This window comes from Pseudomonas sp. NPDC089554, assembly GCF_050280645.1.
GTDB lineage: Bacteria > Pseudomonadota > Gammaproteobacteria > Pseudomonadales > Pseudomonadaceae > Aquipseudomonas.
In genome coordinates this window covers 16,101-37,043 of sequence record NZ_JBNNVR010000031.1, presented here as the reverse complement: position 1 = coordinate 37,043, position 20,943 = coordinate 16,101, and the positions used below count along the sequence as shown (strand labels likewise).

General features: G+C 62.9%; 22 protein-coding genes and 1 pseudogene. 9 read left to right on the top strand and 14 right to left on the bottom strand.

The features are described 5' to 3' along the window. Positions 1-5: 5 nt before the first annotated feature. The 3 genes from ACQKPE_RS11985 to ACQKPE_RS11975 all read right to left on the bottom strand — a co-directional run bounded on the left by ACQKPE_RS11985 (position 6) and on the right by ACQKPE_RS11975 (position 3,301). Positions 6-1,418: a DOPA decarboxylase gene (locus ACQKPE_RS11985; protein WP_427666043.1), complete on the bottom strand. Its 1,413-nt coding sequence runs from the start codon at positions 1,416-1,418 to the stop codon at positions 6-8. 89 nt (positions 1,419-1,507) lie between these two features. Next, positions 1,508-2,452: a LysR family transcriptional regulator gene (locus ACQKPE_RS11980; protein ID WP_427666041.1), complete on the bottom strand. Its 945-nt coding sequence runs from the start codon at positions 2,450-2,452 to the stop codon at positions 1,508-1,510. Between the two features lie 135 nt (positions 2,453-2,587). Beyond that, the gene (locus ACQKPE_RS11975) at positions 2,588-3,301 is read right to left on the bottom strand and encodes a YebC/PmpR family DNA-binding transcriptional regulator (protein ID WP_427666039.1); all 714 of its coding nucleotides are present in this window, start codon (positions 3,299-3,301) and stop codon (positions 2,588-2,590) included. Positions 3,302-3,492: 191 nt separating this feature from the next. Between ACQKPE_RS11975 and ACQKPE_RS11970 the strand changes: the two genes are divergently transcribed. After that, complete coding sequence (locus ACQKPE_RS11970) at positions 3,493-3,867, top strand: DUF2784 domain-containing protein (RefSeq protein WP_427666061.1); 375 nt, start codon at positions 3,493-3,495, stop codon at positions 3,865-3,867. Here the strand turns inward: ACQKPE_RS11970 and tam are convergent. The 5 genes from tam to ACQKPE_RS11945 all read right to left on the bottom strand — a co-directional run bounded on the left by tam (position 3,844) and on the right by ACQKPE_RS11945 (position 8,890). Next, a complete protein-coding gene (gene tam, locus ACQKPE_RS11965) occupies positions 3,844-4,620 on the bottom strand; it encodes a trans-aconitate 2-methyltransferase (RefSeq protein WP_427666037.1) in 777 nt (258 codons plus the stop codon). The two genes, ACQKPE_RS11970 and tam, sit on opposite strands and share 24 nt — an antisense overlap. A 71-nt stretch (positions 4,621-4,691) precedes the next feature. Next, on the bottom strand, positions 4,692-5,555 hold the full coding sequence (locus tag ACQKPE_RS11960; RefSeq protein WP_427666036.1) for a diguanylate cyclase domain-containing protein: 864 nt from the start codon (positions 5,553-5,555) through the stop codon (positions 4,692-4,694). Between the two features lie 452 nt (positions 5,556-6,007). After that, positions 6,008-6,424, bottom strand: a complete 417-nt coding sequence (locus ACQKPE_RS11955) for a RidA family protein (protein WP_427666034.1) — start codon at positions 6,422-6,424, stop codon at positions 6,008-6,010. A gap of 132 nt (positions 6,425-6,556) precedes the next feature. Further along, positions 6,557-7,348, bottom strand: coding sequence for a hypothetical protein (locus ACQKPE_RS11950; RefSeq protein WP_427666032.1), 792 nt, complete (start codon positions 7,346-7,348; stop codon positions 6,557-6,559). 102 nt (positions 7,349-7,450) lie between these two features. After that, positions 7,451-8,890, bottom strand: coding sequence for an amidase (locus ACQKPE_RS11945; RefSeq protein WP_427666030.1), 1,440 nt, complete (start codon positions 8,888-8,890; stop codon positions 7,451-7,453). Between the two features lie 117 nt (positions 8,891-9,007). Between ACQKPE_RS11945 and ACQKPE_RS11940 the strand changes: the two genes are divergently transcribed. After that, positions 9,008-9,589 carry a TetR/AcrR family transcriptional regulator gene (locus ACQKPE_RS11940; protein WP_427666028.1) on the top strand — a complete coding sequence of 194 codons (582 nt, stop codon included), beginning with the start codon at positions 9,008-9,010 and terminating at the stop codon, positions 9,587-9,589. Positions 9,590-9,717: 128 nt separating this feature from the next. Beyond that, positions 9,718-10,098 carry an NUDIX hydrolase gene (locus tag ACQKPE_RS11935; protein WP_427666026.1) on the top strand — a complete coding sequence of 127 codons (381 nt, stop codon included), beginning with the start codon at positions 9,718-9,720 and terminating at the stop codon, positions 10,096-10,098. A gap of 35 nt (positions 10,099-10,133) precedes the next feature. Here the strand turns inward: ACQKPE_RS11935 and ACQKPE_RS11930 are convergent, their stop codons facing one another. Then, positions 10,134-10,304 (bottom strand): hypothetical protein, encoded by a 171-nt coding sequence (locus ACQKPE_RS11930; protein WP_427666024.1) that lies wholly within the window; start codon positions 10,302-10,304, stop codon positions 10,134-10,136. A 377-nt stretch (positions 10,305-10,681) separates the two neighbouring features. On the opposite strand from ACQKPE_RS11930, the pseudogene ACQKPE_RS11925 reads away from it, so the two are divergent. Further along, a pseudogene (locus tag ACQKPE_RS11925) lies at positions 10,682-12,429 on the top strand (OPT family oligopeptide transporter). 238 nt (positions 12,430-12,667) lie between these two features. On the opposite strand, the gene ACQKPE_RS11920 reads toward ACQKPE_RS11925, so the two are convergent. Continuing rightward, positions 12,668-13,078: a hypothetical protein gene (locus ACQKPE_RS11920; RefSeq protein ID WP_427666023.1), complete on the bottom strand. Its 411-nt coding sequence runs from the start codon at positions 13,076-13,078 to the stop codon at positions 12,668-12,670. Between the two features lie 421 nt (positions 13,079-13,499). Here ACQKPE_RS11920 and ACQKPE_RS11915 point away from each other — a divergent pair, with 421 nt between their 5' ends. Further along, a complete protein-coding gene (locus tag ACQKPE_RS11915; protein ID WP_427666021.1) occupies positions 13,500-14,168 on the top strand; it encodes a glutathione S-transferase family protein in 669 nt (222 codons plus the stop codon). Between the two features lie 27 nt (positions 14,169-14,195). Here ACQKPE_RS11915 and ACQKPE_RS11910 read toward each other — a convergent pair whose 3' ends face one another. Continuing rightward, positions 14,196-15,101 (bottom strand): LysR family transcriptional regulator, encoded by a 906-nt coding sequence (locus ACQKPE_RS11910; protein ID WP_427666019.1) that lies wholly within the window; start codon positions 15,099-15,101, stop codon positions 14,196-14,198. A 424-nt stretch (positions 15,102-15,525) separates the two neighbouring features. On the opposite strand from ACQKPE_RS11910, the gene ACQKPE_RS11905 reads away from it, so the two are divergent. The 3 genes from ACQKPE_RS11905 (at position 15,526) to ACQKPE_RS11895 (ending at position 17,446) form a co-directional block, all read left to right on the top strand. Beyond that, positions 15,526-15,774, top strand: a complete 249-nt coding sequence (locus ACQKPE_RS11905) for a hypothetical protein (RefSeq protein ID WP_427666018.1) — start codon at positions 15,526-15,528, stop codon at positions 15,772-15,774. Between the two features lie 142 nt (positions 15,775-15,916). Next, the gene (locus tag ACQKPE_RS11900) at positions 15,917-16,201 is read left to right on the top strand and encodes a DUF3077 domain-containing protein (RefSeq protein WP_427666016.1); all 285 of its coding nucleotides are present in this window, start codon (positions 15,917-15,919) and stop codon (positions 16,199-16,201) included. Positions 16,202-16,525: 324 nt separating this feature from the next. Continuing rightward, positions 16,526-17,446: a LysR family transcriptional regulator gene (locus ACQKPE_RS11895; protein WP_427666014.1), complete on the top strand. Its 921-nt coding sequence runs from the start codon at positions 16,526-16,528 to the stop codon at positions 17,444-17,446. A gap of 119 nt (positions 17,447-17,565) precedes the next feature. Here the strand turns inward: ACQKPE_RS11895 and ACQKPE_RS11890 are convergent, their stop codons facing one another. Beyond that, complete coding sequence (locus tag ACQKPE_RS11890; RefSeq protein ID WP_427666012.1) at positions 17,566-18,507, bottom strand: GlxA family transcriptional regulator; 942 nt, start codon at positions 18,505-18,507, stop codon at positions 17,566-17,568. Positions 18,508-18,620: 113 nt separating this feature from the next. On the opposite strand from ACQKPE_RS11890, the gene ACQKPE_RS11885 reads away from it, so the two are divergent. Then, complete coding sequence (locus ACQKPE_RS11885) at positions 18,621-19,418, top strand: SDR family NAD(P)-dependent oxidoreductase (protein ID WP_427666010.1); 798 nt, start codon at positions 18,621-18,623, stop codon at positions 19,416-19,418. Between the two features lie 10 nt (positions 19,419-19,428). Here ACQKPE_RS11885 and choX read toward each other — a convergent pair whose 3' ends face one another. Both choX and ACQKPE_RS11875 read right to left on the bottom strand, forming a co-directional pair. Further along, positions 19,429-20,376 carry a choline ABC transporter substrate-binding protein gene (choX, locus tag ACQKPE_RS11880; RefSeq protein ID WP_427666008.1) on the bottom strand — a complete coding sequence of 316 codons (948 nt, stop codon included), beginning with the start codon at positions 20,374-20,376 and terminating at the stop codon, positions 19,429-19,431. 85 nt (positions 20,377-20,461) lie between these two features. Further along, complete coding sequence (locus ACQKPE_RS11875) at positions 20,462-20,935, bottom strand: thioesterase family protein (RefSeq protein WP_427666006.1); 474 nt, start codon at positions 20,933-20,935, stop codon at positions 20,462-20,464. Positions 20,936-20,943: the final 8 nt, after the last annotated feature.

Genomic DNA, 20,943 nt, shown 5'->3' with positions numbered 1-20,943 from the left:
TGCCGCTAGGCCTTCACTACTGCCTGCAACCGCGCCCACAGCCTCTCTACATCGCTACGCTCGGTCGGCAACGCGCCGATCGACACCCGCACCATCCAGCGCCCATCCAAGGTTGCCGGTGTCACATAAGCATCGCCCGAGGTATTGAGGCGCTCGGCCCAGACCTTGGTGTGCGCATCCAGGGCCTCGCCTTCCAGGCCCTCGGGTCGATGTTGCAGGCACAGTGTCTGCAACTGCATGGGTGCCACAAGCACCCAGCCAGGCGTCGCCTCGACCTGCTCGGCCAGCCAGCGGGCGTTGTCCAGGTCGCGCCGCAAGCGTTGCTGCAACGCCTCCACACCTTCGCTACGCAGCATGAACCACAGCTTCAGGGCGCGGAAACGTCGGCCCAGGGGAATGCCCCAGTCGCGCAGGTTCTTCACTTCGCCATCGACCGACGATTGCAGGTAGCTGGGGTTGGTGCTCATCACCCGGATCAGGTGTTGCGGGTCACGCACGTAGTAGATCGAGCAATCGAAGGCCACGCCCAGCCACTTGTGGGCGTTGACCACCACCGAATCGGCCAGCTCGATGCCGTCCCACATCCAGCGGCATTCTGGGAGGATCATCGCGGAACCGGCCATGGCCGAGTCGACGTGCAGCCACAGCCCGGCGGCCTGGGCGATCTCGCCGATCGGGCGCAGCGGGTCGAGTGCCGTGGTGGCGGTGGTGCCGGTGGTGGCCACGACCGCGCAGGGCTGGTTACCGGCGGCCAGGTCCTGCTCGATGGCGGCCTGCAAGGCCTCGGGCAGCATGGCGTAGCGTTCGTCGGTGGGGATCTGGCGGATGTTGTCGCGACCGAAACCGGCCAGTAGCGCGGCTTTGTCTACCGAGCTGTGGGCATGGGCGCTGACGTATACCACCAAGGGCTTGTCCTGGGCTTGCAGGCCGCCACGCACCAGCGCATAGCCCGTGGTGCGCTCGCGGGCGCAGATCAGCGCGACCAAGGTGCTGGTGGACGCGGTGTCCTGGATCACCCCGCTCCACTGCGCCGACAGGCCGAGCAACTGGCGCAGCCAGTCGAGGGTGGTTTCCTCCAGCTCGCTCAGCGCCGGGCTGGATTGCCACGACAGGCCCAGCACACCTAGGCCGGTGCTGAGGAAGTCGCCGAGCACCGACGACAGGGTGCCGTTGGAGGGGAAGTAGCCGTAGAAGTCCGGGTGCTGCCAGTGTGACAGGCCGGGCATCACCAGCTTCGAGACATCGCCGAGGATGGTGTCGAACGCTTCGCCTTGTTGTGGCGCTGCGGCGGGCAAGGCGGCCTTGAGGTAGCCCGGCTCGACCTGGGCCATGACCGGGCGCTCGGCGATGGTCTGGCGGTAGTCGGCGATCAGGTCGATCAGTTGGTGGCCGTGCTGGCGGAATTGTTCGGGGGTCATTGGAGATCCTGGTTTGACAAGGGTCTGATGAGGTGAACCCAGTCTAGACAGCACCTCGGTGAGGAAGAACCCCACTTCGCGCATAGCTGCTATCGCGAAGCCGCATGCCCGCCCTGCACACCGAACTGCGACTGGCGCCACAGCTCGAACACCCGGTTACGCAGCCAGCGGTGCTCGGCCGAGGCCTGCAAGCGCTGGTGCCACACCACCCAGTAGCGCTGGGTATGCTCGATAAAGCCCAACGGGCGCCAGGCCACTGGGTGCGTACGCTCCAGTTGCCGGGCGATGTGCTCGGGCACCGTGGACAGGGCCTGGCCGTTGCCGACCACCTGCACCATGGCACTGAAGAACGGCACTTGCAGCGCCATGCGCCGTTGCAGGCCCTGGGCGCGCAGGTGGCGGTCGATGAAGCTGTCCTTGTCGCCACCACCGGACACCCGCACATGCTTGTAGGCCAGGTAGTCGTGCTGGCTCACCGTGTCGCTCGCGGTCAGCGGGTGCTCGCGGTGCATCAGGCACACCGCGCGGTCCTCGCCGAGCAGGCGGCCATGCAGGTTGGGCGGCGACTCGTCGAACAGCGTGGTGGCCAGGTCGATCTCGCCGCTGGCCAGCAAGGCGTACTGCCCGGCCTGCCAGGTGCGGTACTCCAGGGACACGCCAGGTGCCTCGCGCTCGAGCGCCGTGACCAGGTCGGGCAGGATGTGTTCGGCGACGTAGTCCGAGGCGGCCAGGCAGAAGCGCCGCTCGCAGCGGGCGGGGTCGAAGGCGGCGGGTTGGCGCAGGGCGCTGAGCTCGTCGAGCACTTGGCGTAGCGGCTCGACCAAGGTTTCGGCATGCTCGCTGAGTACATAGCCACGGCCCTGGCGGACCAGCAGCGGGTCATCGAAGGCGTCGCGCAGGTGGGCCAGCTGGCGGCTCAGGGCCGATTGGCTGCAACCCAGGCGTTCGGCGGCGTGGCTGAGGTTCTTCAGGTGCAGGAGGGTGTCGAGGGTGCGCAGGTGGGCGAGGCTGAGGGAGGCGAAGGTGGGGGTCATGGCGTTCGACTCCAGTGGCACTGGCGAGGGCGTTGCCCTCGAATCGCGACACAAGGCCGCTCCTACAGGCCCCAGGCGAATCTGTAGGAGCGGCCTTGTGTCGCGAAAGACCGCGCAGCGGCCCAGATGGGTGACTCAGGCAGTCAGGCCGACATAGACGTTCTGCACGTCATCGTTCTCGTCGATGGCTTCGAGGAAGGCTTCCACCTCGGCCAGGGCTTCGGCGCTCAGGCTGGCAGCGCTCACCGGGTTCTTCGGGGTGTAGCCGATTTTCGCCGCCGTCACGGTGAAGCCGTGCTCGGGCAAGGCTTTCTGCACGGCATCCAGGTCGGTGATGTCGGTGATGAACAGGGTCGCACCCTCTTCCTCGCCTTCCTCGAAATCCTGGGCGCCGGCTTCGATGGCGGCCATTTCCGGGTCGGCATCGGCAGCGGCCGGGGTGGCCTCGATCAGGCCGACATGGTTGAAGTCCCAGGCCACGGAACCGCTGGCGCCCAACTGGCCCTTGCGGAACAGCACGCGGATCTGCGCGACGGTACGGTTGACGTTGTCGGTCAGGCACTCGACGATCAGCGGCACCTGGTGCGGGGCGAAGCCTTCGTAGCTGACGGCGCTGTACTGCACCGCGTCGCCATCCAGGCCTGCGCCTTTGCGGATCGCGCGCTCCAGGGTATCGCGGGTCATCGAGGCCTTCTTGGCCTGCTCTATCGCCAGGCGCAGGCGCGGGTTCATGTCCGGGTCGGCGCCAGACTTGGCGGCGATCTGAATTTCCTTGGCCAGCTTGCCCATGATCTTGCCTTTGGCATTGGCTGCGGCTTCTCTATGCTTGGCTTTCCACTGTGCGCCCATGTCGACTCTCTTTGTTTCAGCGGCCAGTTCAGGAAGCGACCGGCCTAAAAAGTGGGTTGCAGTTTATACGCCCTCGGGCAGGTGATCGACAAGAAATCGCGTAGAGGCCTTCGCGGGTGAACCCGCGCCCACAAGGTTCGCGGCGTCGCTACTACAATCAGCGCTATCGACTGCCCTACGACGCCCCCAACATGCTCTACCGCCTGAGTGCCGATACCCTGCTCGTGCTGCACCTGGCCTTCATCCTGCTGGTGCTGTTCGGTGGCCTGCTGGTGCTGCGCTGGCGCCGCGCCGTGTTCGTCCACCTGCCGGCCCTGGCCTGGGGCCTGGCGGTGGAGTGCCTGCACCTGGAATGCCCGCTGACCGAGTGGGAAAACCGCCTGCGCCTGGCCGCCGGGCAGGCCGGCTACCAAGGCGGGTTCATCGAGCACTACCTCTGGCCGCTGATCTACCCTGCCGGGCTCACGCCGCAGATCCAGACCGTGCTGGGCGCCATCGTGCTGGGCCTGAACCTTGGGGTGTATGGCTACGTGGTCTGGCGCCTAGCGCGTCGCCACCACGAATAGCCGGGGGAACGGCAGCAGCACCTTGCCGTCGCTGGCCGTCGGGTAGTCCTGCTCCATCGCTTGCAGGTACAGCTGCAAAAAATCCTCGCGCTCGCCCTCCTCCAGCCGCGCCAGGTACGGCCGTAGCCCCGAGCCCTTGAACCACTCCACCACCGCCTGCGCGCCACCCTCGAGCGGGTGATGGTAGGTGGTGCGCCACACATCCACCCGGGTGCACAGTGGGCTGAGCAGGTCGTAGTAGAAGGCGCCGTTGTGCCGGGGCGGCAGCGAGAAATCGGCGAACTTGGCGGCCCACGGGCCTTGGCTGGCGATCTCGCGCATGCGCCGATGGGCGGGCTCGTCGAGGTTGTCCGGGGTCTGCACCGCCAGGCTGCCGCCGTCGGACAGCTGGCGCACCAGGTGCGGATAGAGGTCGCCGTGGTCAGGCACCCACTGCAACGAGGCGTTGGCAAGGATCAGGTCCTGGGGCACGACCGCGCTCCAGTGGGCGATGTCGGCGATCTCGCAGCGCACCCGCGGCACTTTCAGGCGTGGGCGCTCGCGGGCCTTTTCGATCATGTCCGGGTCGCTGTCGAGGGCCGTCACCTGGGCATCGCCGCTTTGCTGCAACAACACCTCGGTGGAGTTGCCCGGGCCGCAGCCCAGGTCGGTGGCCTGGCGTATCGGGCGCGGCGGTACGGCGGCGAGCAGGTCGCGCACGGCGCGGGTACGTTCGTTTTCGAAGAGGGAATACTGGGTGGCAGACCAGGCCATGGGGTGGGCTCCTTCGGCATTGAAGCCCCTAGCATAAGCGCTTTGTCGTCGCCTGGCAGGTTAAGAAGCGGTCAGCCGGTACCCGTGGCCAGGCGCTTGATCCGGTACATGTCGCTGTCGGCGTGGCTGAGCAACGCATCGGCATCCTCCCCGTCGTCGGGGTAGCAGGCCACGCCGATGCTGCACGAGGGCATGGGCAAGCCGGCGAAATCCGCGCCCAGGGGCTCGGCCATGGCGGTGATGATCCGCTGCACCTGCTCGCACACGGCGTTTTTCGACGCCACCTCGCTCAGCAGCACGGTGAACTCGTCACCGCCAATGCGTGCCACGGTGTCGGTCTCGGCCACGCAGGCCTGCAAGCGTTGCGCCACGGCGCACAGCACGCGGTCGCCCATGGCGTGACCAAAGGCATCGTTGATGCCTTTGAAGCCGTTGATGTCCACGAACAGCAGCGCCAGCGAATGGCCATGGCGCCGCGCGCTGCGCAGGGCGGTGGCCAGGCGGTCGTTGAACAGCGAGCGGTTGGTCAGGCGGGTCAGCGGGTCGTGGTGGGCGAGGAAGCGCAGTTCTTCCTCTGCATGGGTCAGGGCCGTGACGTTGCGCGCCACGCCGATGCGCGCGCCAATCTCCTCGGACCAGCACGCCGACCAGAGGATGTACACCACCCCGCCGTCCTTGCGGATATAGCGGTTGCGGAAATCGACATGGGGCTGGCCGTTCATCACGCGGATGATCGAGGCGCGCGTGGCGGCCAGGTCGTCGGGGTGCATGTAGTGAGTAATCGGCGTGCCAACCAACTCTTCGGGCCGGTACCCCAGCAGCGCCTCGCAGGCCTCGCTGACGAAGACGATCTGGTTGTCGCGGTTCACCACGAAGACCGTGTCCAGCATCAGGTGGATCAGCCTGGGATACAGGGCGTGCAGGTCGAGGGGCATAGGGTGGGACGTCCAGGGCGACGGGAAGGCGTGCAGACATCCAAATACCCGGAGCGGGGCAACAATTCAAGTGGAAAGTGCGTGGCTGGCGGAGGATCGGCGCCGGCTAAATTGCGGGGAGCGGTGGGAGGTGAGAGCAGGACTGCAAGACTGGTGCAATAAACGAAGCCGATGGGGTCGAGCATCACCTCTGCACAACCACCCTGACACGCGGTCTTTGGAGGGGAATCGCCGACATCGTGCAGGGCGCGAGCGCAGGGGGGTTATTGCACGCAGGCTTGCAGGCCTGGCCGCTGAATTGGCAACGACGGCGCAGAGACTAAAGGGCCCGATGGGGCATCGCAATGGCGAAATGACTTCAGGGGCATGTTTCAGAAAGCCCCTACACGAAGCAGAAAGTTCGATGCTTGTATCGGCTTCCAAGTGCAAGCGCCGGATACCTTGCTGGCCCTTTACCCAGCAGCCACCGCATCAATTTCAATCAACATGCCATCCAGTGCCAGGCGCGGCACCGGGATCAGCGTGCAGACCGGTTGCCGCCCTGGCTCCCAGATGCGGTTAGCATGTGCGACCCAGGCGCGCAGACGCTCCTCGTCATGGTCGACGATCAGCAGCGTCAGCTTGAAGACCTGTGCCAAGCTTGCACCCCGAGACGCTAATGCCGTCTCCAGGTTGGCCAGCGCCTGGCTGGCCTGAGCGGTAAAGTCCGAGGACAGATGGCCCTCGGCATCTTCGCCGCCCTGCCCTGCGATGAACAGCAGCCGGGTGCCTGGCGCCACTTCAGCGACGTGGGAATATCCGTTACCACGAGGATCGTACAACTCATCAGGGTTGGACAGGGTGAATGCTGTATGAGAGGCAGGTGTCATGGGACTACTCCGTGAAAGGTGCGGGCAGTCTGCAACCTCAGGTTAAGTAGAGGTCAAGCGGCCTTGCAACGAGCACCGCTGGGTAAGCCCGGGGCTGACACTTCGAGTGAACTGCTAGCGAGTGTGCGCGGGTTATTTGCCCCGCGCGAGCGCCCGCTGCATCGCTTCAACGGTCTTGGCGTAACAGCCAAACTCGCTCGCCAAACTGAGGTGTTGCTGGGCCATGTCACGGTTGTCAGTCTGCTCCAGCGCTGCCAATTGAAAGTGCGCCTCGGCCTTGAATTGCTCCAGGTCCATGAACGGAGGCTGCATGGCCAGGAGTTGCTCCTGCTGGCTCATCGTTGCTAATACCTCTGGGGTCGGCAGCTCAATACACTCTGCCAGGGTAAACGCCTGGACCGGATAGAACGCTCCGTAAGGGTCCTGACGGTCGATGTCCGAGCGCAGGCTGGCCCGGACCGCGTCGCTGGAGGTAAGGAGTTCGGCAGCGCTGTTCGGTTTGTTGCAGTAACGCGCTCGGCCCAGGCTCGCCGCCATGAAGCCCTGCCTGGAAGCGTCGTTCAGAAGCTCGCAGACTGCACTGCGATCGTTCTTGGGCGGCTGCCCCATCCTGTTCTCGCTTTTCAGCAATACCGCATACAGATATTGCGCGGGAGCGAAGCCTGCGGTGGCCGAGGCACGAAGCTGCTCACGGTAATCTGACGTAACGGTAAGCATGTGCTTTGCCTTGGCCTCTTTCTCCGCGGCGGGAAGCTGCTTGATGGCTTCCACGTCGGCGTTGAGCACTTCATCCGCAATTTGCCCCAGTTGCTCCTGGGTCGCCATGGCCTTGTGGTATTCCTCAAGACCCGGTGTACCGGCAAGCACGGTGGTGCTGAACATGCCAGCGCAAAGCCAGGCAAAGGTTTTCGTCAGTGTGGGCACTGTGACTCCAGAAACGGGGCGAGTTAGTCGGGAAGTCGCCTGTCGGCGACTGCCCTATCTAGATCGGCAGGCCCTTGCAGGACATGAATAGCCAGGGCACAGCTATCGGTAGTTCCCCACCCAAACGCCAGGCCGCCGCCCTTTCCAAGGCAACGCCCGCTCCAGCTGCGCCGCCAATTGCAGCAAGGGCCCCTCACGCCCATACCCTGCCCCGAACTGCATGCCGATCGGCAAGCCACTGGCCGCATCATGGGCCAGCGGCACGGACATGGCCGGGCATCCGCTGACGTTGGCTACGGCGGTGAACGGCGAGTGCTCGAACACGCGGGCCATCCAGCCAAGGCCATCGAGTGCTTGCTGGCCGTCGTTGTACTGGCCGATGACGGGTTGGGCGTTGGGCAGCGTCGGTGTCAGCAGCACGTCGTAGTGGCTGAAGAGCTGGCCCAGGTTGCGGGTCACTCTATTGCGTTGGTACATGGCGCCCAGTAATTGCGTTGCGCTCAGTTCCTGGCCGAGCCGGTAAAGCGCCAGGGTTGCAGGCTCCAGCGTGGATTCGTCGATGGTCCGACCTGTAGCTGCAGCGATGACGTCGATCCAGGCCGCCGTATTGCTGGACCAGAAGCACGCATTCAACTCCACGAACGCCTCCCAGCTCAGGCCGATATTGGCGACGACGGGAGTCACCTGATGGCCCAACTCCTCCAGTGCCTGGCATACCTGCTTCAGGGCGGCGCTCACTTCGGGGGCGGTCCGCTGGCCATTGAGGGCATGCTCCTGCACGGCAATACGCAGAGGCCCCGGCTCACGTTCGAGCAGCGAAGCGAAGGGCTGCGGCGGCGATGCGATGTGGAACGGGTCGCCCTGGGCTGGCCCGTGTACGGCATCGAGCACGGCGGCGGTATCCCGTACGGAACGGCTCAGCACGCCGTGCACGGCAAGCCCGGCCCACACTTCGTCGACATCCGGGCCCATGGGCAGCCGACCCCGGCTGGGTTTCAGGCCGAACAGCCCGCACGCGGCCGCAGGCACGCGGATCGAACCGCCGCCATCGGTAGCGTGGGCTAGCGGCACCAAGCCCGCCGCCACCACCGCCGCCGAGCCGCCACTGGAGCCGCCTGCGCTGCGGGTCAGGTCCCACGGGTTGCGGGTGGGGCCATCCACACGGTTCTCGGTCGTGGTGCTGGCCGCCAGCTCTGGCGTAGTGGTGCGGCCCAGCGCGACCAGGCCGCTGCGTCGAAACCGGCTCATCAGCTCGGTATCGGCCCCGGCGATGCAGCCTTGCGCCAGTCGGCTGCCCAGCTCATTGCGACGGTTGCGTACGCTCAGGCCCAGGTCCTTGACCAGCATCGGCACCCCTTGCAGAGGGCCTGGCTGCGACGTTGGTTCGTCTTCCCAGGCCTCGACGACAGCGTTGATCTGCGGGTTGAGCGTCTGCATGGCGCGCAGCGCGGCGTTGCGTACTTCGAGCTCGCTGACCTGGCGGTCGGCGATCAGGCCTGCCAGGCCAACGGCGTCATGTTCGGCGTATTCGGAAAGGTCCATCGCGGTCTCCTGCATTGAGCAAATATACTGGTCGGTATCGTGCGATACTTGTTAGTATCATGCAATACTGTTTAGTATCGCCGTCAAGCAAAATGTGACCGCTGGAGAATGCTCGCCGTGGAACCATCCATCCGCCCTGAACGCATCGCGCAGTTGCCCCCGCGTGAACGCATCATCGATGCCGCCCAGGCGCTTTTTTTCGAACAGGGCATCGCGCGGGTGACCGTGGACGCCATCGCCGCCCAGGCGGGCTCGACCAAGATGACCCTGTACCGGCACTTCGAGACCAAGGACGTACTGGTGCTGGAATGGCTGCGACTGCTCACCGAGCAGTACAACGCCGTGCTCGATGAGCTGGCGCAGCAATGGCCAGGGCAGCCTAAGCAGCAGTTGCTGGGGTTCGCCGAATTTATCGCGGCGAGCCTGGCCACGTCGGGGTACCGCGGCTGCCCATTCACCAACAGCTTGGCGGAGCTTGCCGACCCACAGCACCCGGCAAGGCAGTTGATCGAGTCGCACAAGCAGCGCCAGTTCGGGCGGCTGACCACGCTGTGCCAGCAGGCCGGCTTGCCCGAGCCTATATACATGGCCCAGGAGCTGACATTGCTGCTGGAGGGCGCGCAGGTGGTTGCGCAGAACAAGGGCGTAAGCGAGGTAGCCGTGCATCTTCTGCGGATGGTGAATGCACGCCTTGCCTGACCTATCGATCAACCTGAACCGTCTTCTGGCTGCAACGGTCATCTAACCGACACAACGACCGTTTAACCTCGGGAAGGAACCTGCCGGACCCAGCCCAACCAGCCATGACGGGACAGCGCATGAAGGCAATGGACACTGCAACAGCCAGACGCAAGGGCATCAAGCTGCGTGCCACGGTGATCTACCGCAAGGATGGCGAAGTGCTGTTCGTGCGTAAACGCAACGCCAAGTGGAACCTGCCTGGCGGGCGGGTGGAGCGAGACGAAACGCCACTCGAAGCTGCCATGCGCGAGATGGCCGAGGAGACCGGCCTGGCATTCGATGAGCTTCGCTACCTCACGATGTACCGCGAGGACAGGGTTATCCACTACCTGTTCGAAGCGCGCCAGACCGACGACAAGCCCCGCCCTCGCAACGAGATAGAGGCCTGTCGCTGGATCAAGTCGAGGGATGTCTGCAAACGCCGGGTGCGCCGGCCCAGCAAGACGATTCTCAAGCGCTGCGCCTGATAAGCACGGCGTATTGTAGAAGCCGTCCGGCTCTGCTAGGCCGGGTTTTCCGGGGCCGCGAATGCGTGGGGTGCGGCTTGCAGACGCTCTTGCAGGCGTGCGACGTACGCTTGCGCATCACCGACGCTGGCGAACGAGACCGCATGGCCGTCGATGACTACCTTGCAGCCACAACCGCTTGCGTCTTGCTGAATCTCGACCTTCATCCTTGCCTGCTCCTTGGTATTGTTTTGGCGGCAGGAGGGTAGCGCAGTTCGCAGGTTCAGGAAAATCCTATTGACCGCTCTAGAATGCTGGATTCACCAGGTTTTCGGCTCATCAGGAGCACGCGTATTTCGCCGATCACCCAGTGGGGCAAGGGTTTAAGTCGCTCTTCGATTGGATAGCCGCTTGTATCAAATGGATGCAATCTAATACCAAAGTCTTAGACGGCATGCATGAGCTCACTCAGTGATCACCTTCCTCTGTGCCAGCGGACTTGCCCTAGGCAAAAAAGCTTACCCTCCCCTCGACCCAGTGAACCTTCGTGGCCGCCAGGGCTCAGTTGTGCAAACCGCGCTCGCAACCTCCAGGAAGGATCGCCATGGGAAATGCCCCATCCACCGCCCTGCCCCCGGTTCGCGTCGAACGTGAACTGAGCCTGCGGGCAGTGCTCACCGGCGCGATGCTGGGCATCCTGCTCACGCCCTCGAATGTGTATGCAGGGCTGAAGATCGGCTGGTCGTTCAACATGTCGATCATCGCGCTGCTGGTCGGCTTCGCCCTGTGGCAGGGCCTGAAGGCGCGGCCCGCATGGTCGCTGCACGAAAGCAACATCAACCAGACCGTGGCCTCGGCCGCCGCCTCCATCGTGTCCGGCGGGCTGGTCGCGCCGATCCCCGCCTATACCCTGCTCACCGGCCAGCAACTGGACCCCGTACCGATGATGGCGTGGGTGTTCTGCGTTAGCTTCCTCGGCATCTGGATCGCCTGGTACCTGCGCCCCGCCTTGCTCAACGACCATGACCTGAGGTTTCCGGAAGGCATGGCGACCCTGGAAACGCTGCGTCAGATCTACAACCAAGGGCGTGAAGCGATGGCGCGGATCAAGGTGCTGTGCGCCGCCGCGTTGTTGTCCGGGCTGGTGAAGTGGATCGACGGGGTTGTCTGGGCCATACCGCGCTGGGCACCTACACCTGCCCTCGAACGCCTGACCTTCACCTTCGACCCTTCGCTGATGCTGATCGGCTTCGGCGGCATCATCGGCATTCGTGTGGGCCTGACCTTGCTGGTCGGCGCGGTCTTGGCCTGGGGCGGGCTGGCGCCGTGGCTGGTCGAGCATGGTCTGGTGACGTTCGCCCCGCACGCCAGCGGCCCGCAGTTCGCGGTGTTCGTGGAGTGGCTTTTGTGGCCAGGGGTGAGCCTGATGGTCTGCGCGACCCTGACTTCACTGGCAATGCGGCTGTGGCAAACGTCACGGCAGTCGCGCGCCAAGCGACGGGCAGATCCTCAGCCTGTTGCCCGCAGGCGCTTTTCGCCTTGGCCCGCGTTGGGCCTGATGCTGTCCGCCTTGCTGGTAGTAGCCCTGCAAGTGCTGCTGTTCGGCATCGATTGGTGGATGGCACTGTTGAGCATTCCCTTGGCCATTTGCCTGGCAGTGGTCGCCGCACGCGTGGTCGGCGCCACCGGCATCGCGCCGATTGGCGCCATCGGCAAGCTGTCGCAACTGAGCTTCGGCCTGATCGCCCCCCCGGCCAGGTGGCCATCAACCTGATGAGTGCCAACACGGCGGGCGGCGCGGCCGGGCAATCCACCGACCTGATGAACGACTTCAAGGTGGGCCAGGCGATTGGCGCAACGCCGCACAAGCAGTTGGTTGCCCAATGTATTGGGATCTTCATCGGCAGCATCGTGGGCGTGCTGGTGTACCTGCTGCTGATTCCCGACCCGAAGGCGATGCTGCTGACCGAGCAGTGGCCCGCACCGGCCGTTGCGACCTGGAAAGCGGTGGCCCAGACGCTGACGCAAGGGCTGGGGGTGCTGTCGCCGGAGATTCGTTGGGCGATTGTGGTTGGTAGTGCGCTTGGCGTGTTGCTAGGTGCGCTGGACAGTCTCCTGCCACAACGCACGGCCCGATGGCTTCCGAGCACCGCTGCGCTGGGCTTGGCGTTCATATTGCCAGCTTCGATTGCCATGATGATGGGCCTGGGCGCGGTGCTCACCTGGTTGGTGAGCTGCCGCTGGCCGAGCGTCACGGAGCGCTTCGCGATCACTGCGGCGGCGGGGTTGATTGCAGGGGAAAGCATCACGGGGGTGGGCGCATCTTTCTGGGAAATGCTGCGGACGCTGTAACTACGCTGCATGTGCGCCCCTTTGTAGGAGCAACTGTCTTCTCGTGGAGCCTGCTCCTGCCACCGGTGTCGCGCCCGACTTCTCGTCAACACCCATGAATGACTGCGACGCGACCCGCGTTTCGTGCGGGTCGCGTCTGCGGCATGCTTTGAATAACGATCCCGGATTCGGTGGTGGTTCAGTTGACCGCTCCTGGAAGGGCCAGTTGCACCGATCCAACGCTATCGCAGCCCGCTGATCAGTCTTGCGGCGAGAACTCTGGTGCGGGCTTTACACGCTCCAGGTAGTGGGCATGTTCCGAACCCTGCTGAGCCTTGAGCCAATGCGGGTAGCTTACGTACACGGCCTGAGTATCGTCTTCGCCCGCCTCATAGGCGACCTTCGTGCCCTTGGCGATGAAGATGATCTCGCCTTGTTGCGCGGTCTTGCTGCCCCCTTCGAAACGAATGGTCAGCGCGCCCCGGGTAACGACCAGCACTTCGTCGTAAGCCACGATCCACTCGTTGTTCACACCCTTTTTCGGGTTGATGTAATAGCCGGCGCTCATGGTCGTGCTCTTGGAGTCGTCCAGAACGTCGCCGAGGAACACTTCCTTGTCTTGGTAGCGGTGGTAGCTGGCGTCCTTGGCCGTGAGGTGGATCACTGACATGGTTACTCTCCTTTAACTGTTATTAATCGTCGTTTTCGACCCGCCAATGGCGATACGAGACGCAGGTAAAGCGCCGCACAATTTCCAGTTTCGGGTCAGCAAGACGGTTCGGCTATTGGCCCGAACTGAGGGTCACGTTAGCGAATAATCAGAAAGTTTTGGCTCGCACTTTTGCGTTTCGACGAATGCAGAAATGCGCTTGTTGTTAGGCGTGGGTAAGCACTTTTGTACAAGCAATGCCAAGGGCGGCTATGACCTGGTCTCGCCGAACGCTGCCCAATCAACGGCGCAAATATTCGCGCTTCGAATAGATGTCATTCATTGCTCGCGCCTTCTGCCGCCAAACACTCAGGCATACCTTTAGTTGCGAGTCACGCACTGTGACGTCAAATCCCTCTAATCACCTACCTGCGAAACTACTATGACGATTAAAATCCATGGCGACCTGGGCTCGGGCAGTCTTCGTCGTGTCACGACTGCGGCAAAGATCATGGGCATCGACTTCGAACGCATCAACGTCGACCTCTTCAAAGGCGAAAGCCATACACCTGAGTTTCTGAAGCTCAACCCGCACGGGCTGACGCCCGTTCTTCAGGAGGGCGAAACGGTCCTCTGGGAGTCTTCTGCAATCAATATCTACCTCGCGGAAAAGACCAACTCCCCTCTGCTTGGAAAAACCGCGAAAGAGCGCTCGGAAGTCTTGCAGTGGATGTTCTGGTCGGGCGAACAGTGGCGTGTGTTCTTCGTGCTGCTTTTCGACGAGCGTGTAGGTGCCCGGGCGATGGGCAAACCCCAGAACACGGCCGTGGTCGATCTTGCCTTGAGCAAGATTCGCACGGCGGCCCAGGTGCTCGATGCGCACCTTGCAGATCGGCAGTTTATGGTGGGCGATGAACTCACCTTGGCTGACATCGATATCGCCGCGCCCTTCTCGCAGATCGACCGATCCAGGCCGCCACTTGATGAGTTCCCGAATCTGTATGCCTGGCATCAGCGCTTGCTGGATACGGTGCCGGCGTGGGCGCAAACCAAGCGGGAGCTCGACGGCCGGATGGATGCATTCTTCAGTGCCGCCGGGCTGACCTTCTGATTTGAATCGGAGCACGGGAGCGAACTTTTACCTCACACCATATCGCGTCGTTGCAAGTTGATCTTCGACGAAGGCAATGAAAGCGCGGGCTTTCGAGCTCGCGTGGCGAGCCCCGTTGGGCAGCACCATCCATAAATCGAGGTTCTGCATCATCCAGTCGCCCAGCACTTCAACGACCTGTCCGCTTTCCAGCTCATCCTGAACGATCCATTCACTTGCCACTGCCAAGCCCATACCGGCCAGCACCGCAGCCTTCAGCCCTTCCAATGCGCTGACGCGCATCCTGGGCTGGAGCATCAGCTCGATTGAACGGTCATCCTTGGAGAAAGCGATATGTTCGCCGCCTTCGCCCCGAGACAAGACGATGGCAGCGTGCTTCTCAAGGTCGCTCGGCTCTTCAGGCCTGCCATGCTTTTCCAAGTAACTGGGGGACGCAATGACGATGCGACGACACTGGCCTATCTTGCGGGCTGTCAGGTTGGAGCTGGCTAACTTGCCCATCCGTAGCGCGACCTCAGCCCCTTCTTCCACCAGGCCGATGTTTCCATCATCCAGAAGCAGGTCGATGGTCAGGTCTGGGTGTCGCTCCAGGAATATGGGCAGCCTCGGGATAATGTGTTGGCTCATGAACGTGATGGTGCCGCTGACCCGCAACCTGCCGGTCAACGGCGCGTTCTCACCTTTGACCGCTCTTACGGCCAGGTCGGCCTCATCCAGCGTGCGCAGCGAGTGTTCATAGAATTTTTGCCCTGCATCGGTCGGCGTCAGGCCGCGTGTCGAGCGCAGGAAAAGCTGTGTACCCAGCGCCTGCTCAAGCTGCGCAACGGCCTTGGACACCGAGGGTTGGCTCAGGCTCAAGTCTTTAGCGGCCGCGCTGAACGAGTGCGTTTCGTAGACACGTACGAACGATCGCATCACATGAATCAGGTCCATTGGCTATTCGAGTTCTGCACATAAGGAAGAGGTTGCGTTAGCGTACGCCTGTTGAGGGGAATAAATCTTGGGGGCCGCTTACCATTCCTACGCGAAGGAATCAGATTTTCCTCATTTCACGTAGTCCGTTTCCCAAGCATCCTTTGGCCGCTTTTGCGCCATCGAGATGACGACTAGTCTCGCCGGGCCGCTGCCAAATCAGCGGCCGGGCCTGCAAGCCTGTTCGAACATCGATGTGCTCACCTTTGAGTCGCAGGCGTTTGCCCGTGGCGGTGCTCAATGGTGGCTGCGTACGGGTGGCCCTTTGGGCCAGCCGGGTTTTGCTCGATGTTCCCCGGACTTGCAGGCCTGTACGTAGCCGCCACCCCTCGCTCTGCAGGTGAAGGGGACGTGGCTGAATACCCACGAACGTCGAGATAAGCACATGTTGAAAATCGTCCCCGACCCACCCTGCCCCGTCGAATCCCCCGACTACCTCGAAGACATCTTGGTCGATGCCATGGAACACACCTTGTGCGGACTTGCGGTAGCCAACCAGTCAGTCGCCTGCCTCCCCAAATCCCCTGCCACGATCATGCTACGCACCGTGTCGCATGAGCTCGATGCTGTGCGTTCACTGCTGGAATGTGCTCTGGAGCGAGTGCAGCTCAAAAGCCGATCACCAATGCACTGAACCGACCTCGCAGGCAGGGCGTACGCGATCCCTGTAGGAGCGGGCTTGCCCGCGAACACCGGCAACGCCGGTGCCATCCAACCCACAACTGCCGAACGCCTGCCACCCCCACTACTGTATTGCATCCCGAAAGGATTTCCCTATGGACAAGGACCCATCCAACCGCATAGGCAAACTCGGCTGGACCGTCGGCTCCGCCACCTGCCTCGACGGCGCCACCCCAGACAAAAAGCTTTTCCGCGTAGAACCCGGCAATTGCGCCGACCACGCCCTGGAACAGGCTTCCGTGCTACTCGATAGCGCCCGCCGCGCATCGTTCATCGGCGTGATGGACAACGAACCGGTGCTGGTATGGGCTTCGCATTTTCTCAGCGAGATGGCCAAGGCGCTGGTGGATGATGCACACATGGGGATGCAGAAAACTTAGGGTGACGTAATTGGATTGCCGAACGGGTCAGCGTTACTCGTCCGGCTTCGCGTCTACATCCTTGTACTCACGAGCCTCTTCAAAGGTAGCGGATTCCAGCTCAAACGCTGCACCGGGACCATCGGCCAGCCCATGAACTGCACGGACAATACCGTCGGCGAAGCCTTGCCATACGTGCAATACCTCTGGTTTCGCCAGTCGCTTGGGCATAGATAATCAGTACTTTTTTCGACATGAATGACGGCTCCGCTGTGATGTCGATGAAGTGTCGCGGGGCCGGGGTGACCTGTGAAATCGCCAAATTTTTCTGCTAGCATCAGCCCGATGGATACCAGACGCCTTGACCTCAATCTGCTTGTGACATTGGAGACCCTTCTCATCGAGCAGAACGTGACTAGGGCGGCAGCCCGGTTGCATTTGAGCCAGCCCGCGGTGAGTGCGCAGTTGAACCGCCTGCGCGATGTGTTCAACGACCCTCTTCTTATCCCCGCACAGCGTGGAATGACACCCACCATCAAGGCATTGGAGCTGCTTGTCCCACTTCGCCAAGCGCTCGACCAGGTAAGGGCCACAGTCACCACTCACTTGAACTTCGAACCCGCTACGGCGAGTTTGACGGTATCGATCGCCTGCACGGACTACGTGCAGGCGGTATTGATCAAGCATGTCGTTGTCGCCATGCGACGCGAAGCGCCGGGTGTCCGTATCGCATTGCGCGTCCTGGACGTACCCCAGTTAGAGCTGCAAATGAGCCGCGGTGAGGTGGACCTCGCCGTGATAAACATGAACGGCGTTCCACCCGGGCTGCACTCACAACACCTCTACGAAGAAAGTTATGTGCTGATCGGACGCCATGGGCATCCGAGCTTACGCAAAGGTTTGACTGTGGATGAGTTCGCGCAGTTGGAACATGTCGTGGTGTCATTACGAGGCGGTGGCTTTTCTACTTCGGTTGATAACGCTCTGGTCGCGCGAGGTCTGAGGCGTAACGTAGTGCTGTCAGCGTCGTCATTCCTTCCAGTGCCGGAGTTGGTAGCTCAGTCGGATTGCGTGGCCCTGGTTCCACGCCGACTCGTAGAGGGTCGCAGCGAGCAACTGCTATGCGTAGAGCCTCCTTTGCCGGTGGAAGGTTTTCCGATTGGCATGTTCTGGCATGAGCGATCGGATGGTCACGCCGGCTTCAAATGGGTGCGTGAGTTTATCGCGCTCATGGCCGATTCCCGGACTTCAGTCTTCGCGCGGTAAAACCGGTTCAACTTAATCGAACACAATGCCTGGTAGTTCTGAGTGGTGTTTGAACGCTGCGGCCTTTCGCGAGGGGCAGTAGTGGGTCGAAAGCAGTCAATCACGAACCCTCTCAAACACTACACCCGACGCGCATCCCGCCTAACCGCCTGCGGCGGCACCCCAAACCCACGCATGAACACCTCGCGCATATGCCGCCGATCCCGAAACCCCGTCTCCCGCGCCACCTGCTCCAAGCTGTGCCGACTCTGCTCGATCATCAACCGCGCCGCCTCCAACCTCAACCGCTCCACCGCCCTGGCCGGCGACTGCCCGGTCTCTGCCGTGAACACCCGGGTAAACTGCCGCGGGCTCAAGTGCACCACCTCGGCCAACTCCTCCACACTCAAAGGCTGGCTCAAATGCCTGCGCGCATACTCCAACGCACTCTGGATGCGGTCTGACTTCGGCGACAGGGTCAGCAACTCCGAATGCTGCGACTGCCCCCCGGACCGGCGCTGCGGCATCACCAGCTTGCGCGCCACAGACCGCGCTACGTCGGCGCCCAGGTCCTCCTCCACCATCCCCAATGCCATGTCGATGCCGGCAGTCATGCCCGCCGAGGTCCACACCGGCCCGTCGACAATGAAGATGCGGTCTTCATCCACCTCAATCTTCGGATACAGGCTCTGCATATCCCGGGCGTGAATCCAGTGGGTCGTCGCGCGGCGCTTGTCCAGCACGCCGGCCTGGGCCAGCACGAAGGCGCCGGTGCAGATACCGGCGGTGCGCCGGGCGCTGGCGACGAAGCCGCGCACGCTCTCCAGCACCTGCGGCGACGCCGGTTCCAGGGGCGAAACCGTACCGGCCACCATCCAGCTGTCGGCAAGGCTCGGCGCGCCCAGGGGCAAGGTTTCGATCGGCATGCCCAGGGATGAGCGCACCATGCCGCCCTCCTGGGAGTAGTTCTGGATCCGGTAGACCAGCTCGCCCGCCGCCACATTGGCGTACTCGAACACCGCCTGGGAGGCCAGCGACATCACCTGAAAACCCTCGGTTACCAAATAGCCCACGCGGTGCATGGCGGCGCTCCTCGATTGCAATGTCTTGAAACGCTACCTTATGCGTCGTTTAAGACATAGGCAATGTTTCGCATCATGGCTCCACCTTCAAACAACGCAACAGGAGCAGGACCATGACCGACATTCGCAAAGGCACCGCACTCGTAACGGGCGCATCCTCCGGCATCGGCGCCGTCTACGCCGAACGCCTGGCACAGCGCGGCTACGACCTGGTACTGGTGGCGCGCAACCAGGAGCGCCTCGACACCCTGGCCAGCCGCATCAGCCTCGACACCCAGCGCAACGTCGAAGTGCTTGCCGCCGACCTGGCCAACGCCGCGCAACTGGCGCAGGTGGAGCGCAAGCTGCGCGAAGACGCCAGCATCACCCTGCTGGTGAACAACGCCGGCATCGGCACCCACACCGGTGTGCTGGAAAGCGACGTCGAGCGCATGGCCGAGATGATCGCCCTGAACATCACCGCCCTCACCCGCCTCACCTACGCTGCCGTACCCGGTTTCGTCGCTCGCCAGCAGGGCGCGCTCATCAATGTGTCCTCCGTGGTCAGCCTGGCGCCGGAGCTGTTGAACGGCGTGTACGGCGGCAGCAAGGCCTATGTCACGGCCTTCACCCATTCGCTGCACAAGGAACTGGCCGGGCAAGGTATCCAGGTGCAGGCCGTGCTGCCTGGCGCCACTGCCACCGAGTTCTGGCAGATCGGTGGCTTGCCACTGGAAAACCTCGACGCCAGCACCGTGATGACTGCCAGCGACTTGGTCGAAGGCGCCTTGCAGGACTTCGATGCCGGTGTACTGGTGTCCATCCCGGCGATGCACGACCTGCAGCACTACCAACGCTACGAGAGCAGCCGCCAGGCGCTGCTCGGCAACCTGTCCAGCAACCAGCTCGCACCGCGCTACAGCACCAAGTGAGGCCCCCGGCTCAAGGCGCCAAGTGCGCCTTGAGTGCTGGCAAACCCGCCTGCCCGTCCCAGGTGGTCACCCCCGCCAACCAGGTGTCAAGCACCTGGGGGTGCTGCTTCAGCCACGCCTTGGCCGCCGCTTCCGGCGCCATCTTCTGATACAGGATCGCCCCCATGATGTGGTTCTCCATGTCCAGGGTGAAGCTGAGGTTCTGCAACAGCCGCCCCACGTTCGGACACTCGTCCACATACCCCTTGCGGGTGCTGGTATAGACCGTGGCATCGCCGAAATCCGGGCCGAAGTAGGCATCACCGCCGGTGAGGAACTTCATCTTGAAGCGCGTGTTCATCGGGTGCGGCTCCCAGCCCAGGTAGACGATCGCCTGGTTGCGCCGCTGCGCCCTCTCCACCTGCGAAAGCATGCCTGACTCGCTCGAGGCGACCACTGAGAAACCTGCGTCCTTGAGCCCGAACGCGTTGTCGTCGATGGCCTTGAGCACAGCGTTGTTGCCGCCGTCGCCAGGCTCCAGGCCGTAGATCTTGCCGCCGAGCGCATCCTTGAACCTGGCGATGTCGGCGAAGTCCTTCAGCCCTTGGTCCCACAAGCTCTGCGGCACCGCCAGGGTGTACTTGGCGTGTTGCAGGTTCACCCGCACGATATCGATGCTGCCGTCATCGCGATAAGGCTTGAGATCCGGCTCCATGGTCGGCAGCCAGGTGCCGAGGAACACATCCATGCTCTTGCCCTCGGACAACGCCTTGAAGGTCAAGGGCACCCCGACCAGGGTCGACTTGGTCTGGTAGCCCAGGCCCTTGAGCAAGGTGGTAGCGATGGCGGTGGTGGTCTGGATGTCGGTCCAGCCGGGGTCGGACATGCGGACCAGGCGACACTGCGGTGGTTCGGCGGCGTAGCTGTTCACCGACAAAGCCAGTGCGCAACACAACAGGATGCGAGATGCAGGTTTCATGACACAGGTTCCTCTCTAGGTGGCCAGTGCAAGCGGCAGTTGTTGTTATGAAGAGGCGAAACGTTCTTGTCGTTATGAGGATTGGCTAGCGGCGAATACCGATCACCCGCCCGCAGTAGCCGGGCCGAGGCAACTCGCGATGAGCCTGGAACAACGGCGCGATTCGCACCTCGACGGCGCCGGCGAACTTCGCCCCACGCCCGGTATTGGCAGCGATGTTCATCAGCATCTGCTCGCTGACCGCCAGCAGCTGGGCATCGGCGGGCCGGTACAGGTGGTGCACGATGTGCAGGCGCTTGCTGTCATGGTCGAGCAGTTGGGTGAACACCTGCACCTGCTCGCCCAGATGGGTTTCGCTCAGGTAATTGATGTGCGCCTCCAGCGTGTACAGCGTATGGCCATATAGGGCGCGGCCATCGGCATCCAGGCCGATGTGTTCCATCAAGGCATCGGTGGCGTGGCTGAACAGCAGCAAGTAGTAGGCATCGCGCAAATGGCCGTTGTAGTCGATCCAGTCCTCGATGATCGAAGCCTGGTGAACGCGTAGCAGGGCATCCATGTGAAAGG